Consider the following 15,076-nt stretch of genomic DNA (forward strand, 5'->3'; position numbering starts at 1 on the left):
CCCCTCTCCCCCCGTCCGACGCAACCCCCGAGGACCTGCGCGCCGTCGAGGAGCTTGCCCAGGCCCGCAACGCCATCGTCGAGCAGATTGAAAAGCGCGTCGTCGGCCAGCGGGACGTGGTGGAGCACCTGCTGATTTCGCTCTTCAGCCGCGGCCACTGCCTCTTCGTGGGCGTGCCGGGCCTGGCGAAGACGCTGCTCATCTCCACGCTGGCGGACGTGCTCAACCTGTCCTTCAACCGCATCCAGTTCACGCCGGACCTGATGCCGTCGGACATCACCGGCACGGACATCCTGGAAGAGGACAAGACCACGGGCCGCCGGTCGTTCCGCTTCATGCAGGGCCCGCTGTTCGCGAACATCATCCTCGCGGACGAGGTGAACCGCACGCCGCCCAAGACGCAGGCCGCGCTCCTCCAGGCCATGCAGGAGTACCGCATCACCGCCGGCGGCCGCACGTACCCGCTGGAGCTGCCCTTCCTCGTCTTCGCGACGCAGAACCCCATCGAGCAGGAGGGCACCTATCCCCTCCCCGAAGCGCAGCTGGACCGCTTCATGTTCCTGGTGGACGTGGGCTACCCCACCGCCGAGGAGGAGGTGCAGATCGTCAAGAGCACCACCGCCGGCGCGCCGCCGAAGCTGGAGAAGATTCTGTCCCCCGAGCGCATCCTGGCCCTCCAGGAGCTGGTGCGCCGCGTGCCGGTGCCGGACCACGTGGTGCGCTACGCGGTGGAGCTGGTGCGCCACACGCGTCCCAAGGAAGCGGGCGCGCCGGACTTCGTGGCGAAGAACGTGTCCTGGGGCGCGGGCCCTCGCGCGAGCCAGTACCTGGTGCTCGCGGCCAAGGCGCGCGCCATCCTCAACGGCCGCTTCGTGGCCACGGTGGAGGACGTGCGGGCGCTGGCGAGGCCCGTGCTGCGCCACCGCGTGCTCCCCAACTTCACCGCGGAGAGCGAAGGCATCACGTCCGTGAAGCTCATCGACCAGCTCCTCACGGTGGTGAAGGGCTAGGCGCTTCCACCCCATGTCGCTGCTCGACGCCCAGACGCTGTCCCGCCTCCAGGGCGTGAAGCTGCGCGCCCGCGCCGTGATGGAGGGCGTGCTGTCCGGCCTCCACAAGAGCCCCCATCAGGGCCAGAGCGTGGAGTTCGCCGAACACAAGGAGTACGCCCCCGGCGACGAGCTGCGCCACCTGGACTGGAAGGCCTACGGCAAGTTCGACAAGTACTACGTCAAGCGCTTCGAGCACGAGACGAACCTGCGCTCGGTGATGGTCGTGGATGCGTCCGCGTCCATGGGCTACCAGAGCGGCGCGATGTCCAAGCTGGAGGTGGCCAAGACGCTCGCGGGCGCGCTCAGCTACCTGCTCGTGCGCCAGCAGGACGCGGCGGGCCTGGCCGTCATGGTGGGCGGCGCGTTCAAGGACGTCCCGCCCCGAGCCTCCGCCGGACACCTCAACGTGCTGCTGGACGCGCTGGAGCACACGGAGGCCAAGGGCCCCACGGACCTGGGCAGCGCGGCGGATCACCTCGCGGAGGTGCTGCCCCGGCGCTCCACGGTCATCGTGCTGTCGGACCTGCTGGATGAACGGCAGGAGGCGCTCAAGCGCATCCTGGCCCTGCGGCAGCGCAAGAACGACGTGGCGGTGTTCCACCTGGTGGACCCGGCGGAGCTGACGTTCCCCTTCGACGACCCCACCCTCTTCCTGGACATGGAGGGCGAGGGCCGCATCGAAGTGAACCCGCGTGAAATCAAGCAGAGCTACCTGGAGGAGTTCGGCGCGTTCCTCGCGGACGTGAAGGCGAAGTGCGCCGAGGCCGACGTGGACTACGAATTGGTACGCACCGACGAGCGGCTGGATGAGGTGCTGCTGCGCTTCCTGGGACGCCGAGGGAGGCGCCGGTGACGTTCGGCAACCCGTGGTTCCTGTTGGGCGCGCTGGGTGCGCTCATCCCCGTGCTGGTGCACCTGTTCGACCGGCGCCGGCCGAGGGCGCATCCGTTCGGGCCGCTCGCGTTCGTGTTGCGCAGCCAGAAGCGCACGGCGAGCCGGCTCAAGCTGAAGCGGCTGCTCCTGTACGCGCTGCGCACGCTCATCCTGCTGGCGATTCCCATCGCGCTGGCGCGACCGGAGCTCACCCGCGACGCGCAGGCGGCCACGGTGACGCGCGGCCCTGCGGCCACTGCGGTCATCCTGGACGCATCGCTGTCCATGCGCTGGTCGGACGGCACGGCGAACTTCGAGAAGGGCCGCGACGAGGCGCGCGACGCGCTCAAGGACCTGCTGCCGGAGGAGCCCGCGACGGTGATGGTGTGCACGGCGTCCCCGGAAGCGCCGCCGCCGCCGGGCTTCGACCGGGCACGGCTGCGCGCGTTGGTGGACGAGGCGAAGCCCACCTACGGCACGGCGGACCTGTCGCGCTGCCTGGACATGGCCGCGCGGTCGTTGGAGGAGAACCCGATGCCGGGCAAGCGCCTGGTGGTGGTCTCCGACATGACGGTGTCCGGATTCCGGCTGGAAGCGCCGCCGCCCACGGTGAAGGGGCCCACGGGCGCCATGGTGAAGCCGGAGGTCGTGCTGCGCGACGTGGCGTCCGGGCGCGAGTCGCTGGACAACCACGCGCTGGTGGACCTGCGGGTGGAGCCCGCGCTGCAGGCGGGGCCGCGCGCGTACCAGTTCACCTTCACGGTGCGGAACTTCGGCGCGAAGGCGGCCAAGGACCTGGAGGCCGCGGTGCGCGTGGGCGAGTCCACGCTGGCCAAGGGCTTCGTGGACGTGCCCGCGGGCGGCACGACGCAGAAGACGCTGACGGTGCGCTTCCCGCAGGGCGGCACGGTGGTGGGCCAGGTGACGCTCGCGCCGGACTCGCTGGCGGAGGATGACCGGCGGTCCTTCGTGCTGCCGGTGCCGCGCGGGTTGAAGGCGCTGGTGGTGAACGGCTCGCCGCACGCCACGCGCTACCGGGACGAGGCCTTCTTCGTGGACGCGGCGCTCACGTCGCCGGGCTCGCCGGTGGACGTGGCGGTGCGCGACGCGGAGGTGGGGCTGCGCGAGGACTTCAGCGCGTATGACCTGGTGCTGCTGCTCAACACGACGGCGCCGTCGGCGGAGGAAGCCCAGAAGCTGACGGCCTTCGTGGAGAACGGCGGCGGCCTCTTCGTGAGCGTGGGCGACCACGTGAACCCGGAGGCGTACAACCAGCGGCTGGGCACGCTGCTGCCGCGCCCCCTGCGCCTGGTGCGCACGAGCGCCGAGCGCGAGGACCCGGACGCGGAGACGAAGACGGCGAAGCTGGCGCAGGTGAAGGTGGACCATCCGCTGTTCGCGCCCTTCACGGGCCGCGCGGAGGAGGGGCTCATCGGGGCGCGCTTCTACAAGTACATGCTGCTGGAGGCGGACAGCCCGTCCGCGCCGGGCACCAGCCAGGTGCTGGCCACGTACGAGGACGGGGCGCCCGCGGTGGCGGTGGCGCGCCGGGGCAAGGGGCGCGTGGCGCTGTTCACCAGCACGGTGGACCGCGACTGGAGCGACTTCGCCATCCGCACGAGCTTCCTGCCGCTGATGCAGCGCTTCGCCGCGTACCTCACGGGCTCACTGGAGGAGCGCGAGGAGGTGCGAGTGCGCGTGGGCGAGACCGTGACGCTGCGCCCGGAGGGCACGCAGAAGGTGGCGGGCGTGCGCGCGCCGGACGGCAGCGAGCTGCCGGTGAAGGCGCAGCCGGACGGTTCGTTCGTGGCGGGGCCCACGGTGGAGCCGGGTGTGCACGCGGTGCTGGGCTCGGACGGGAAGCCCGTGGCCGCGCTGGACTTCGCCGCCACGCTGGATCCGGCGGAGAGCGACCTGACGCGCGTGCCGCCGGACACGCTGACGGCCTACTTCGGCGAGGACACGGTGAAGGCCTCCACGGGGGACGCGGACAAGCCCGCAGTGCCGCTGTGGACGTGGCTCATCCTGGCCGCGTGCCTGGCGTTCTTCTTCGAAGGCACCCTGCTCCGGAAGTAGCCCCGGCCGCTCCGCGCCCTGACAGGCAGCCGACGCTCGGGGAACGCATCCACTGCCCCATGGGCGGCGGGCTCTGCCACACTGCGCGGCCGTGAGCCCTGCTTCCGCCCTCTATCGCGACTGTGCCCGCCTCTTCATGGTGGGCTTCCCTGGCACCCGCATCGACGCCGACTTCGCGGCGCTGATGGACGATGGCATCTACGGCGCCATCCTCTTCAAGCGCAACGTGGGCACCGCGGCGGAGACCGCGGCGCTGTGCCGTGACATCAAGACGCGTGCGGGCCGGCCCTTCATCCTCTCCGTGGACCAGGAGGGTGGCCGGGTGGCGCGCCTTCGCGGTGAGCCCTTCACCGCCCTGCCTCCCATGCGTGAGCTGGGACAGCGCGGCGACGAAGCCCTGGCCGAGCGCGTGGGCAGGCTGCTCGCGCACGAGCTGCGCGCCGTGGGCTTCGACTGGGACTTCGCCCCCGTGCTCGACGTGGACACCAACCCGGCCAACCCCGTGATTGGCGACCGCAGCTTCAGCCGCGACCCCGTGGAGGTGGGCCGGCTGGGCGTGGCGCTCGCCAGGGGCCTGGAGGCCGGCGGCGTGGCGTCCTGCGGAAAGCACTTCCCCGGCCACGGCGACACGACGACGGACAGCCACCTCACGCTGCCGAAGCTGCCGCACGACCTGGAGCGCCTGCGCCGCGTGGAGCTGGTGCCCTTCCAGGCCTTCGCGAAGGCGGGGCTCGCGTCGCTGATGACGGCGCACGTGCTGTTCGACGCGCTGGAGCAGGGCGTGCCGGCGACCATGAGCCACCGCGCGCTGCACGACCTGCTGCGCAAGGAGCTGGGCTTCGACGGCGTGGTCGTCAGCGACGACCTGGAGATGAAGGCCATCGCGGACCACTACTCCGTGGCGGAGGCCGCGGTGCAGGGCACGCTCGCGGGCGTGGACCTGTTCCTCGTGTGCCACCAGGCGGACGTGCAGCGCACCGCCATCGAAGCGCTGGTGAAGGCGGTGGAGTCCGGCCGCGTCCCGCGCGAGCGCATCACCGAAGCGCACCGGCGCCTGGACGCGCTCGCCGCCCGCTTCGCGCACCCCGCCGAGGACCGGCTCGCCACGCTGGGCGACGCGGAGCACCGCTCGCTGGCGCAGGGCCTTGCCAGTGCCTTCACCGGCAAGGACCCCACGGAGGTCATGCTCGCGTCGCGTTAGTGGGTGGCCCTCCTGGAGCCCAGCTCGGAGCCCTGCCCCATGGGGCCCTGGAAGCGGTCCGCCCCGCCCCGGTCTCCGGGCACCGGCTCCTGGGGCGTGCTGAAGCCGGGGGCGCCAATCTGGTTCTGCTGGCCCATGTGGGCTCCGGTGCCGGCCGGTTCCGGCGCGGTCGCCTTCGCGTTCGTGGACTTGCTCGCGCCCGAGCCACCCGTTCCCGGCGGCGCGGGCTGCTGCGTGTTGGCGACGCCTTCGTAGCGACTCCCCGCGCGCGGCATCGTGGGCTTGTCACGGTTGCAGCCGGGGCCGACCAGCGCGGCCGTCGCGGCGCACACCGCCACCAGCGTCCAGTGATGAAGCGTTCTTGAGTGCATGGCCTGCTCCTCCCGGAAGCCATCACGGCCTCGACAGAAGGAGTGACCACCCCAGCGCCCCACCGGGAGTGGCGGGGCTGGAGGACGGACGCCCGTTGGCACGCTGGCCCGCGGGCGCCCCTGGACTTCCGTCCAACTACCGGTCGTGCAGGTAGACGGGCGGGCTGACGTAGGAGTACGGCGCCTCGAAGCCGCGCGTGGGCTCGTTCGCGGTGGAGACGTGCCAGCCGCCCAGTCCTTCGGCCGCGGGCGAGTAGGTCGCCCCGCCGAACAGGCCATAGCGGTGCGCCATCATGCCGCCCGCGTCGTCCCACTTGGAGTTGTCGGACTTGCCCGACTTCGCCGGCGTGCGCGGGTCGATGCTGGAGCCGATCTTCTCGATGGTGGAGTTGTAGCCCCGGTCCACCGTCAGCACGTGGGCGGGCAGCTTCGCGGCCGCGTCACCGTGGTGCGCGTCGGCGGGGTTCTCGTGCCCCTGCTGCTCGGCCACGTTGTAGACGGCCTCCGGCTGCGTCCCACGCTGCGCGAAGGCATTGCCCCGCGGCTCATCCGGCTGCTTGCCGCCCGTCTCCGGCAGCCCGCCACAGGCCGTGCCCAAGAGCACGCCCGCCGTCAGCGCCGCCGCTCCCATCCACCGCTGAATGCCTCGCTCGCGCATGTTCGTCGTCTCCGCCATCCCCGAGGAATGGTCATGCCGACCTCGCCTACCACCGGGCATCCACCCGAGGGCAGGCCCTGCCGGCCGCCCGCTGTCCGGCCCAAGGGCCGACAGGGCTTCATCGTGAACGGCCAGCCCCGCCCGGAAGGAGAGGAGCCAGCCACGGGCGCAGGCATACACGGTCCCGGCCTCCCTGTCCCGCCAGGAGTGCGCCGGCGCCCGCCCCGCTTCAGGCGCGCGCGCCCTTCCGGGCCGTCTTCGCCGCCGGGGCCTTCTTCGCCGCCGGTTTCTTGACAGTCACCGGCTTCGCCGCCGCAGGAGCCTTCTTCGCCGCAGGGGCCTTCGCCGGAGCCTTCACCGGAGCCTTCGCCGGAGCTTTCGGGGCCGAAGCCGCGTCGGAGGACGCTCCGCCCTGGAGCGTGGCCAGGACCTCCGCGACGTGGCCGGCCACCTTCACCTTGGGCCACACGCGGACGACCTTGGCGTCCGGGCCAATGAGGAAGGTCGCGCGGATGAGGCCCATGAACTTGCGGCCGTAGAGCGACTTCTCCCCCCACACGCCGTACGCGTCCGCCAGCGCGTGGTCCGGATCCGCCAGGAGCGAGAACGGCAGCCCCTGTTTCGTGGCGAACTTCTGGTGGGACGCGACGCTGTCCGGCGACACGCCCAGCACCACCGCTCCGGCCTTCACCAGCGCGGAGTGCTCGTCGCGAAAGTCGCACGCCTCCGTGGTGCAGCCGGGGGTCGCGTCCTTCGGATAGAAGTAGAGGACGACGTGCCGTCCCTTGAACTGCGAGAGGGAGACGGTGGCGCCGCTCTGGTCGGGGAGCGAGAAGCCGGGGGCCTTGTCACCTGCTTGGGGCATGGGCATGTGTCGGCTCCATACCCAGACCCCGAGGGCTTCTCAACTCCGCGCGCGTCAGGGACTTCAGCGCGCGCCCTCGTCCGGCGCATGGACCTCTTCGCCCGGCGGGTGGTCGTGGGCCTCCAGCCGGACCAGCTCCGCCTGGCAGCTCTCCAGCACCTTGCGCAGCACGCTGCGCGTCGCGTCCGTGTTGGCCTCGCCCATCTTCTTCGCGAGCGATTCACACGCGGCGCGCTTGGCCTCCACGTCGCTGGCGCCCTTGCCCGTCGCACCGGGCCGGGCCAGGGGGCGCGGTGGAATCTTCTCCTGGGCGGCCTTCAGCGCGGCCAGGCGCTTGTCGGCCTCCGGACGGGCCTTGGAGTCCTTGGGGACGGCCTCGAACTGGGCGGCGACCTCCGTCCACGCCGGGTCCTGGGCGCCGAGGTTCTTGTTGATCAACTCCTGGTAGCGCGCCTCGGCCTGCTTCAGCTGCTCCGGACCGGGGTCGGTGGAGCAGCCCGACAGTACGAGCAGACCCGCGAGCAGCAGCGCGGCGGAAGTTCGGGGATGGGCAATGCGCATGGTGTGGGACGTCCTCCTGCTGGCCACAGGGTTAAACCACGGCTAGGGTGCGCCGTCGTGGCTCCCATCCTGCTCGCCTTCCTGCTCGGCCTGACTCAAGGCCTGCTCCACGCCCTGGGGCCGGACCACTGCGCCGCCATGGCCACGCTCGGCACCCTGGGTGGCGGCCGGCGCCGCGTCGCCATCATGACGGCGCTGCGCTTCGCCCTGGGCCACGCGGCCATGCTGGGCGGCATCGCGGCGGTGTGCCTCTTCGCGGGCGTGGGCCTGTCGGAGACCTTCGAGCGGTGGGCGGAGGTGTTCGGTGGCGCGGTGCTGGTGGCGCTGGCCGTCACCGCCCTCATCTTCCCGCACAGCCTGGACCACGGCCACCCGCACCTGCCCGGCCACGACCGCGAGCCGCACGAGCACGTGCACACCGTGAGCACCGCCGCGGGCGCCTTCATGGCCGTGAGCGGCGTGCGGTCGCTGCTCATCGCGCTGCCCCCGCTGCTGGTGGGCGGCAGCATGAGCCTGTCCGCGTGGACGTACCTGCCCGGCTTCGCGCTGGGCATCCTCATCGGCATGGGCGCGGTGGGCCTGCTGTTCGCGGAAGGCCTGTCGCGGGCGAACGCGCGCATCAGCCTGTGGATCCAGCGCGGCGTGGCGCTGGGCTCCGGCGCGCTGGGCCTGTTCTGGATCGGCTCGCGGCTCGTCTGAAGAAGCACCGCGGGCCCGGAAGCACTCCAGGCCCACTTCCAGGCACCGGACGCGCTACGAGCGCTTGTCCAGGATGCCCAGCGCCATCATCGACACCAGGAAGCCGTAGACGACGTGCTCCGGGCGGTTGGCGAACGCGAGCAACTCCGCCACCACGCGGTTGCCATCGATCTTCGGCAGCAGCTCCGCTTCCCAGCGCTCCAGCTCCACCTCGTTGAGACCGTAGGCGGGGGCGACGGCGGGGATGAGCCGGTCCTCGGGCTGGAGCAGGCGGCGCAGGCGCTCCGGCTTGTAGAGCTTCTTGATGCCCCGGACGATGAGGTTCGCCGGGTGCACGTCCAGCTTGATGGACTCCGCGGAGGCCTTCTCCTTGAAGCTCATCACGTACGTGCCCTCCTCCCAGGAGAAGAGCGAGTAGATGATGGCCTTCACCTGCTGGCCCACGTAGTACAGCCGCTCCGTGTCCTTGAGCAGGGCGCGCTCCACCAGCACGTCACCGGTGCGCCGGTGGCTCTGCGCGGCGACGGCGGACGCGTCCTGGAGCTGCTCGGGTTTGATCTTCCCCACGCGCACCAGGAACTGCCCGAAGCGGTCCGCCAGCAGGTTGGAGAGCGCGAACACCGGGGTGCCGTTCTCGAAGTAGACGACCTTCTTCACCTTGCCGCGCTGCACGCCCAGCTCGCCCGTCTCGCGCGACAGGTAGAAGGCGGTGAGCAGCGAGGGCAGGTTGTCCTTCAGCTCGCCGCGGCGGCTGCCCGGAGCGCCCGCGCCCACCGGCAGCGGATCCGGCGGGCGGCCCGGCGTGGGGGGCCGCACCTGGGTGGTGGACACCTTCTGCATGGGCGTGGCGGTGAGGTTGGCGCCGCGGATTTCGGCCGTGAGGTTGCCGCCGCCGGTGACCTTGATGCGGCCGGTCAGCTCCATGGCGTCCTGCGGGCCCTCCTCCTCCACGTCGATGTCCAGCTCCACCTCGAAGGCGTCGGCCATGGAGGCGGCGGGGACCTTCTTCTCCGCGGGCAGGACCTTGGCCACGGCCTCCAGCAGCTTCTGGGCCTCGAAGGGTTTCTCGAAGTAGCCGGCGGCCTGGTACTTCTGGCGCGCTTCGGTGGCGTGCTTGCCGCCCTTGAAGACGCCGGTGATGAAGAGCAGCGGCAGCTGGGGGTTGTCCTTCCGCAGCGTGTCCGCCAGGTGGTAACCCATCATGTCCGGCAACAGGATGTCCAAGACAGCACAGCCGGGGGGCTGGGCGCGGGCGGCCTCGATGGCCTGCTTGCCACGGCTGGCGCCCACCACCTCATACCCGGCGTCCTCGAACAGCTGCGTGAGGAGGGAGAGGAGCTCCTGGTTGTCGTCCACGACGAGGATTCGAGGCGCCATCGCGGGGGGACCGTAGCAGATTCGGACGCCGGGGCGGCCAGCGTTTCCAGGGAACCCCGGAAGGCCGCCCGCTGCAGACGATGGATGCAAGCGCCCCGCTGGGGCGTTAGGGTGTCGCCCGCCTCATGTCCTCCCTTCTCGCCCGCATCCCCCCGGCAGCGCTCCTGGCCGGACTCCTCCTGTTCTCCCCCCTGGTGGCGTTGGGCCAGGAGGGCCCGCAGCAGGACGCGGGCCAGCCGGACGATCCGAACTCGCCGGAAGGGGACGACAACACCGGACGCGTGCCCACGGACTGCCGCAGCACCAGCGACTGCGCGCCGCGCTTCAGCTGCAACGCGGGCAAGTGCAAGTACACCGGCATCCGCCAGGCGGAGACGCAGGGCTGTCTGCTGGGCCCGCAGGCCGCGCTGATGGTGCTGGGCGTGGCGGCCGTGGCAGGCTCGCGGCGCCGCCGGTAGCCGGCAGGCCCCCACTCCAAGGAGCGACGCGCGATGCGGCTGGGCCTGAAGGCAAGCAACCTCCTGGAGCGGGTGGCGGACTTCCTCAACCTGGCGCCCCAGCCCCTGGCGCACGCCTTCTTCGGGATGATGGCGTCGCGGACGCTGATGGCCGGGGCCCGGCTGGGCGTCTACGCGGCGCTGGCGGACGGCGCGGCGACGGCGGAGGCGCTGGCGGCGCGGCTCAAGACGAGCACGGAGGGCATGCGGGCGCTGCTGGAAGCGCTCATCGCCTGCGAGGTGGTGGAGCTGAGCCGGGGCCGCTTCCGGCTGGCCCCCCGTGCGCGGCGGTGGCTGGACCCGCGCTCGCCGCAGGCCATCACGGCGTTCCTGGAGTTCAACTACGCGCAGTGGGACTGGTGGGGGCAGCTGGAGAACGCGGTGAAGAGCGGGCAGTCGGTGGACATCCACCAGTTCGCTCCGGACGACCCGCGTTGGCGCGACTACATCCAGGCCATGTACCAGCTGGCGCGGCTGGCCTCGCCGGAGGTGGCGGCGGCCATTCCCCTGCCCCGAGGCGCGAGGCACCTGTTGGACCTGGGCGGCGCGCATGGCTGGTACGCGGCGGAGCTGTGCCGGGTGCACCGGGGGCTGAAGGCCACGGTGGTGGACCTGGAGGGCAGCGTGCGCGTGGGGCGGGACATCATCGCCCAGGCGGGGCTGTCGCACCGGGTGACGCACAAGGAAGGGGACGTGCTGACCGCGGAGCTGGGCGGGCCGTATGACGGCGCGCTGCTGTTCCAGGTGATGCACCACCTGACGCCCGCGCAGAACGTGGCGCTCCTGCGGCGCGTGCGCGGGGCCATGGTGTCCCGGGGCACGCTGGCGGTGCTGGAGTACCTGCGCGAGGAGCGGGACACCGAGGGCACGTCCGCGCCGCTCATCGGGTTGCACTACTTCCTCACGTCGGGAGCAGCGTCCTACACGCCCGCGGAGGTCGAGGGCTTCCTGGATGACGCGGGTTTCAAGGTCCAGAGCACGCGGCCCATCCGGCATCTGCCATTGCAGACGTTGATCATCGCGCAGCCGGACTGACGGTCCCGGCGCCGGCTTGTCAGACGGTGGAGGTAACTCCACACTCCAGGCATGGCCTATGGCGCGAAACCACTCGGGGGTCCGGCGACCCTCGCTGACATCGAGGCCCTGCCCGAGGGCGTGGTGGGCGAGATCATCGATGGGACGCTGTATACGCATGCACGGCCCCGGGCCGGGCACATGGACCTGGTGGGTGCGCTGATTGAAGGGCTGCGAGACCCCTTCCAGCGCGGCCAGAATGGCCCGGGCGGTTGGTGGGTGTTGGTGGAGCCGGGCATCCAGATGGAGGGGGCGCCGGAGTTCAGTCCGGACCTCGCCGGGTGGAGGCGCGAGCGAGTGCCCGTGCTCCCCGGCGGAAGATGCAAGATCGCACCAGACTGGGTCTGCGAAATCCTGTCGCCGTCCACGCGGGCGTATGACCAGCGAATCAAGCGGCCGTTCTACGCGCGCATCGGCGTCCAGCACCTGTGGTTCATCGACCTGGAGGTGCGCACGCTCACCGTGAGCGAGCTGCACGATGGGCGCTGGGTGGAGATGGGCGTGTACGGAGAGGACGACATCATCCGAGCAGCACCGTTCGACGCCATCGAGCTGCGGCTCGGTGAGTGGTGGCCGGTGACCGAAGCGTCCTGAGCGCCTGGCCGGCCTGCTTGTCAGACCGCGCTGCTAACTCCACACTTCGGGCATGGCCTATGGCGCGAAACCACTCGAAGGTCCGGCGACCTTCGCTGACATCGAGGCCCTGCCCGAGGGCGTGGTGGGCGAGATCATCGATGGGACGCTATATACGCAGGCGCGGCCACGTGTCGCGCATGGCTATTTCGGGCTAAGGCTCTTCCGGGAGTTGGATGAGCCCTTCCAATTGGGCGGGGAAGGACCGGGCGGCTGGTGGCTCATGACTGAGCCCGGTATCCGGGTGGGTGGCTCTCCGGAGTTCATCCCGGACCTCGCAGGCTGGCGGCGAGATCGGGTGCCCCTGATGCCCCAGGGGCAGTGGACGGATGTTCCCGACTGGGCGTGCGAAATCTTGTCACCGTCCACGCGGGCCTACGACACGCGCATCAAGCGGCCGTTCTACGCACGCATCGGCATCAAGCATCTGTGGTTCGTGGACCTGGACGCGCGCACGCTCACCGTGAGCGAGCTGCGGGACGGGCGCTGGTTGGAGATGGGCGTCTACGGCGAGTCCGATGACCTCATCCGAGCCCCGCCCTTCGAGGAGCGGGACCTGCGGCTGGGCTGGCTCTGGAAGTCCCTTCCGCCTCCGGGCTAACGCGGCTTCGGCCTGCGCGCGGCCCGCTCGCGTTCGAGTTGCAGCTCGCGTTCGACGACTTCGCGGTGGAACTTCGCGAAGTTCACGGGCTCCATCAGCCGCCGTCCCGGGTTCGGGCCCGCGTGTTCCAGGATGGCGTCAATCGCGCCCAGCGCCTCCGGGAGCAGCTCTTCTCGGAGCAACACGAGGGCACGGCCCATGAGCGCGGTGGACACCAGGGCTCGCATCCTCGGGTCCGCGTCCTCGCAGTAGCGCACGTCGATTTCGTCGAACGCCTCCAGCGCTTCGTCTACGTGCCCCAATCCATGGAGCGCGGTGGCCCGCCCCAACATCGCCACCGCGGTCTGCTCCACCAGGAACGGCTCGGTGTTTCCGTCGTACTCCTTCAGGAGCGCCTCGGACTGGCTCAGCGCTTCCTCGAAGCGCAGCCCCTGGTTGTGGGTGGCGACCACCACCGTTCGCGCCATCTCCACCGGGATGCGCAGGTCGGGCCGCTGCGCGAACGCCTTGAAGCGGCTCAGCATCCGCTCCAGCCAGTTGCGGCTCATGTCCTCCTGGTCCATCTCCAGGAGCACGCGGGCCCGGTACAACATCCCCCACGCGACGCCCTCCCAGAGCTCCGGCTTGCGCGGGCTCCAGAAGCGGCGCTCCACCTCGTCGAAGTGGACCAGCGCCTCGTTGAACATCCCCTTCTCCGCGATGGCCGCACCCCGGTGCCCCAGCGCCCGCGCCACCTGGACCTGGAGCGCCGGCACCTTCGACAACGTGAAGCGCCGGTACACCTCGTCGCAGAGCGGAATCGCCTCTTCCACCTCGCCTGCGCGGATGCACGCGCGCGCCCGGTCCATCTTCTCCTTCGCCTCCACCTCCGGCGGTACCGCGCCTTCAGCGTCCGGCATCGGCACGCCCGTCATCCCCCGACGCGAGCGGCGGCACGTCCCGGCCCTCGCCGAAGCCGAGCGCCCAGAAGCGCGGCCGCACCTCCTCCTTCAGCAGGAGCCGCAACAGCAGGTACTTCGCTTCGTCCTGGCCGTCCCACGCCATGGGGAAGGTGCCGTAGTGCATCGCCACGGACGTGCCCGAGCGCAGCACGTGGTGCGCCTTCAGCGCGTCCTCCGGCCCCATGTGCACCGGATGCAGGACGCGCGGACGGAACGCGCCGATGGGCAACACCGACAGGCGCATGGGCCCGAAGCGCTCCGCGATGCGGTCGAAGTGCGGCCCCAGCCCCGTGTCACCCGCGAAGAGCACCGGGCCTCCGGACGTCTCCAGCACGTAGCCTGCCCACAGCGTCTCCTCCTGGTCCGTCAGCCCCCGGTTCGACCGGTGCTGCGCGGGCACCGCCCACACCTTCAACGCCTGGGGCCCGCTCTTCGCGGACTGCCACCAGTCCAGCTCCTCCACGTGCTGGAAGCCCTCGTCCACGAGCAGCTCGCGGTTGCCCAGGCCCACGAGGAAGAGCGGATGGTGCGCGGCCTCCAGGCGCCGCAGCGTGGGCAGGTCCATGTGGTCGTAGTGGTTGTGGCTCACCACCACGACGTCGATGGGCGGCAGGTCCTCGAAGCGGATGCCCGGCGGCCGCACGCGCTTGGGGCCCACGAAGGACACGGGGCTCGCCCGCTCCGAATAGATGGGGTCCGTCAGCACGTTCACCCCGTCCGCCTGGAGCAGCACCGTGGCGTGGTTGATGAACGTCACGCGCAGCGCTCCCGGGCCCACGCGCTCCGGCGGCTTCGGGCCGGCGGGCTCCTCCGCGTAGTCGCGCCAGGGGCCGCGCCGCTCCTCCATCACGGCGGATATCAGCGTGAGTGGGGACAGCTTCGGCGCGTCACCGATGTTCTGGAACGACTCGCCGTTGAAGTGGTCCGTCACCGGACCCCGGTGCACGGTGCCGGCGAAGCAGCCGGTGAACAGCGACAGGGCCAGCACCGGCCACAGCCGCGTCACTTGATGACGATGGTCCAGTCGCATTCGAAGGGGTCTCCGTCGAGGGTGGGCAGCGCGTAGCGCGAAGCCTGGATGCTTGTGAGCGCCTGCGCCAACAGGTCCGGGGGCAACGTCGCTTCCCGCACCTCGCATTGCTGGGGCACGCCGCCCTGCACCAGCCGGCACGTCACGCGCACGTGGTGCTTGCGGCCTTCGCGCCAGTGCGCGAAGGCCTCCTGGAACACGGGGTCGTCCGGCGGGCCGCCGCGCACGCGCCGGGGCTCCTTCACGTGCTGGGACAGCCAGGAGCAGGCGTCCTTCACCTGTCCGTCACAGGCCTTGCCCATCAGGGACACCGCGCGCAGCCGCTCCGGGCCTTGCGCGTTCGTGGCCAGCAGCGTGAGCGCCTGGTCGAAGCACTGCTTCGCCGTGCGCACCGTGCAGTCTTCCGTGGAGACGGGAGGCGTGCCCGCGGCGAAGGCTCCCAGGGGCGCGGGGCGCATCAGGTCCTCCGCCACGCGTGCGGGGTCGCTTCGTCGCTGCCCGCATGCGGACAGCAGCACCAGCGAGAGGAGGAGGGAACGCCAGGTCATGGCGCCATCGTAGACGGCC

Annotated in this window: 17 protein-coding genes; 9 read left to right on the forward strand and 8 right to left on the reverse strand. The window is 71.0% G+C overall.

Features of this window, described 5'->3' with window-relative positions; translation table 11 throughout:
• The 4 genes from D7Y11_RS13650 to nagZ all read left to right on the forward strand — a co-directional run.
• The coding region (locus D7Y11_RS13650) for a MoxR family ATPase (protein ID WP_199735517.1) at window positions 1-1,010 on the forward strand (1,010 nt) is incomplete at its 5' end.
• A 13-nt stretch (window positions 1,011-1,023) separates the two neighbouring features.
• Window positions 1,024-1,905: a DUF58 domain-containing protein gene (locus tag D7Y11_RS13655; RefSeq protein ID WP_120580093.1), complete on the forward strand. Its 882-nt coding sequence runs from the start codon at window positions 1,024-1,026 to the stop codon at window positions 1,903-1,905.
• Window positions 1,902-4,001: a BatA domain-containing protein gene (locus D7Y11_RS13660; RefSeq protein ID WP_126933908.1), complete on the forward strand. Its 2,100-nt coding sequence runs from the start codon at window positions 1,902-1,904 to the stop codon at window positions 3,999-4,001. Before D7Y11_RS13655 ends, D7Y11_RS13660 begins: the two co-directional genes overlap by 4 nt.
• A 91-nt stretch (window positions 4,002-4,092) precedes the next feature.
• Window positions 4,093-5,202 (forward strand): beta-N-acetylhexosaminidase, encoded by a 1,110-nt coding sequence (gene nagZ / locus D7Y11_RS13665; protein WP_120580091.1) that lies wholly within the window; start codon window positions 4,093-4,095, stop codon window positions 5,200-5,202.
• Here nagZ and D7Y11_RS13670 read toward each other — a convergent pair.
• From D7Y11_RS13670 to D7Y11_RS13685, 4 genes are all read right to left on the reverse strand, one after another.
• Complete coding sequence (locus D7Y11_RS13670; RefSeq protein ID WP_158641938.1) at window positions 5,199-5,573, reverse strand: hypothetical protein; 375 nt, start codon at window positions 5,571-5,573, stop codon at window positions 5,199-5,201. The two genes, nagZ and D7Y11_RS13670, sit on opposite strands and share 4 nt — an antisense overlap.
• Window positions 5,574-5,709: 136 nt before the next feature.
• Window positions 5,710-6,231, reverse strand: coding sequence for a hypothetical protein (locus tag D7Y11_RS13675; RefSeq protein WP_126933910.1), 522 nt, complete (start codon window positions 6,229-6,231; stop codon window positions 5,710-5,712).
• Between the two features lie 229 nt (window positions 6,232-6,460).
• On the reverse strand, window positions 6,461-7,102 hold the full coding sequence (gene bcp, locus D7Y11_RS13680) for a thioredoxin-dependent thiol peroxidase (protein ID WP_126933911.1): 642 nt from the start codon (window positions 7,100-7,102) through the stop codon (window positions 6,461-6,463).
• Between the two features lie 57 nt (window positions 7,103-7,159).
• Window positions 7,160-7,657, reverse strand: coding sequence for a hypothetical protein (locus D7Y11_RS13685; RefSeq protein ID WP_126933912.1), 498 nt, complete (start codon window positions 7,655-7,657; stop codon window positions 7,160-7,162).
• 57 nt (window positions 7,658-7,714) lie between these two features.
• Here D7Y11_RS13685 and D7Y11_RS13690 point away from each other — a divergent pair, with 57 nt between their 5' ends.
• Window positions 7,715-8,356: a hypothetical protein gene (locus tag D7Y11_RS13690; protein ID WP_120580086.1), complete on the forward strand. Its 642-nt coding sequence runs from the start codon at window positions 7,715-7,717 to the stop codon at window positions 8,354-8,356.
• A 54-nt stretch (window positions 8,357-8,410) separates the two neighbouring features.
• Here D7Y11_RS13690 and D7Y11_RS13695 read toward each other — a convergent pair whose 3' ends face one another.
• Window positions 8,411-9,733, reverse strand: a complete 1,323-nt coding sequence (locus D7Y11_RS13695; protein ID WP_120580085.1) for a response regulator — start codon at window positions 9,731-9,733, stop codon at window positions 8,411-8,413.
• Between the two features lie 125 nt (window positions 9,734-9,858).
• On the opposite strand from D7Y11_RS13695, the gene D7Y11_RS13700 reads away from it, so the two are divergent.
• The 4 genes from D7Y11_RS13700 to D7Y11_RS13715 are packed head-to-tail and all read left to right on the forward strand — an operon-like array spanning window position 9,859 to window position 12,538.
• Entirely contained in the window at window positions 9,859-10,191 is a 333-nt protein-coding gene (locus tag D7Y11_RS13700) for an MXAN_6627.5 family MYXO-CTERM protein (RefSeq protein WP_126933913.1), read from the forward strand.
• 33 nt (window positions 10,192-10,224) lie between these two features.
• Window positions 10,225-11,265, forward strand: a complete 1,041-nt coding sequence (locus D7Y11_RS13705) for a class I SAM-dependent methyltransferase (RefSeq protein WP_121752837.1) — start codon at window positions 10,225-10,227, stop codon at window positions 11,263-11,265.
• A gap of 51 nt (window positions 11,266-11,316) precedes the next feature.
• Window positions 11,317-11,898 (forward strand): Uma2 family endonuclease, encoded by a 582-nt coding sequence (locus D7Y11_RS13710; protein ID WP_126933914.1) that lies wholly within the window; start codon window positions 11,317-11,319, stop codon window positions 11,896-11,898.
• 52 nt (window positions 11,899-11,950) lie between these two features.
• Complete coding sequence (locus D7Y11_RS13715) at window positions 11,951-12,538, forward strand: Uma2 family endonuclease (RefSeq protein WP_121752839.1); 588 nt, start codon at window positions 11,951-11,953, stop codon at window positions 12,536-12,538.
• On the opposite strand, the gene D7Y11_RS13720 is transcribed toward D7Y11_RS13715, so the two are convergent.
• Genes D7Y11_RS13720 through D7Y11_RS13730 form a run of 3 tightly spaced genes read right to left on the reverse strand, consistent with a single transcriptional unit; the run spans window position 12,535 to window position 15,057 of the window.
• A complete protein-coding gene (locus tag D7Y11_RS13720) occupies window positions 12,535-13,437 on the reverse strand; it encodes a hypothetical protein (RefSeq protein ID WP_148139205.1) in 903 nt (300 codons plus the stop codon). The two genes, D7Y11_RS13715 and D7Y11_RS13720, sit on opposite strands and share 4 nt — an antisense overlap.
• On the reverse strand, window positions 13,424-14,509 hold the full coding sequence (locus D7Y11_RS13725; protein WP_126933916.1) for an MBL fold metallo-hydrolase: 1,086 nt from the start codon (window positions 14,507-14,509) through the stop codon (window positions 13,424-13,426). The genes D7Y11_RS13720 and D7Y11_RS13725 overlap by 14 nt, the downstream gene beginning before the upstream one ends.
• Window positions 14,482-15,057 carry a hypothetical protein gene (locus D7Y11_RS13730; protein ID WP_126933917.1) on the reverse strand — a complete coding sequence of 192 codons (576 nt, stop codon included), beginning with the start codon at window positions 15,055-15,057 and terminating at the stop codon, window positions 14,482-14,484. The genes D7Y11_RS13725 and D7Y11_RS13730 overlap by 28 nt, the downstream gene beginning before the upstream one ends.
• Window positions 15,058-15,076 lie beyond the last annotated feature (19 nt).

It is taken from the genome of Corallococcus sp. AB018 (genome assembly GCF_003986945.1).
Classification (GTDB): domain Bacteria; phylum Myxococcota; class Myxococcia; order Myxococcales; family Myxococcaceae; genus Corallococcus; species Corallococcus exiguus.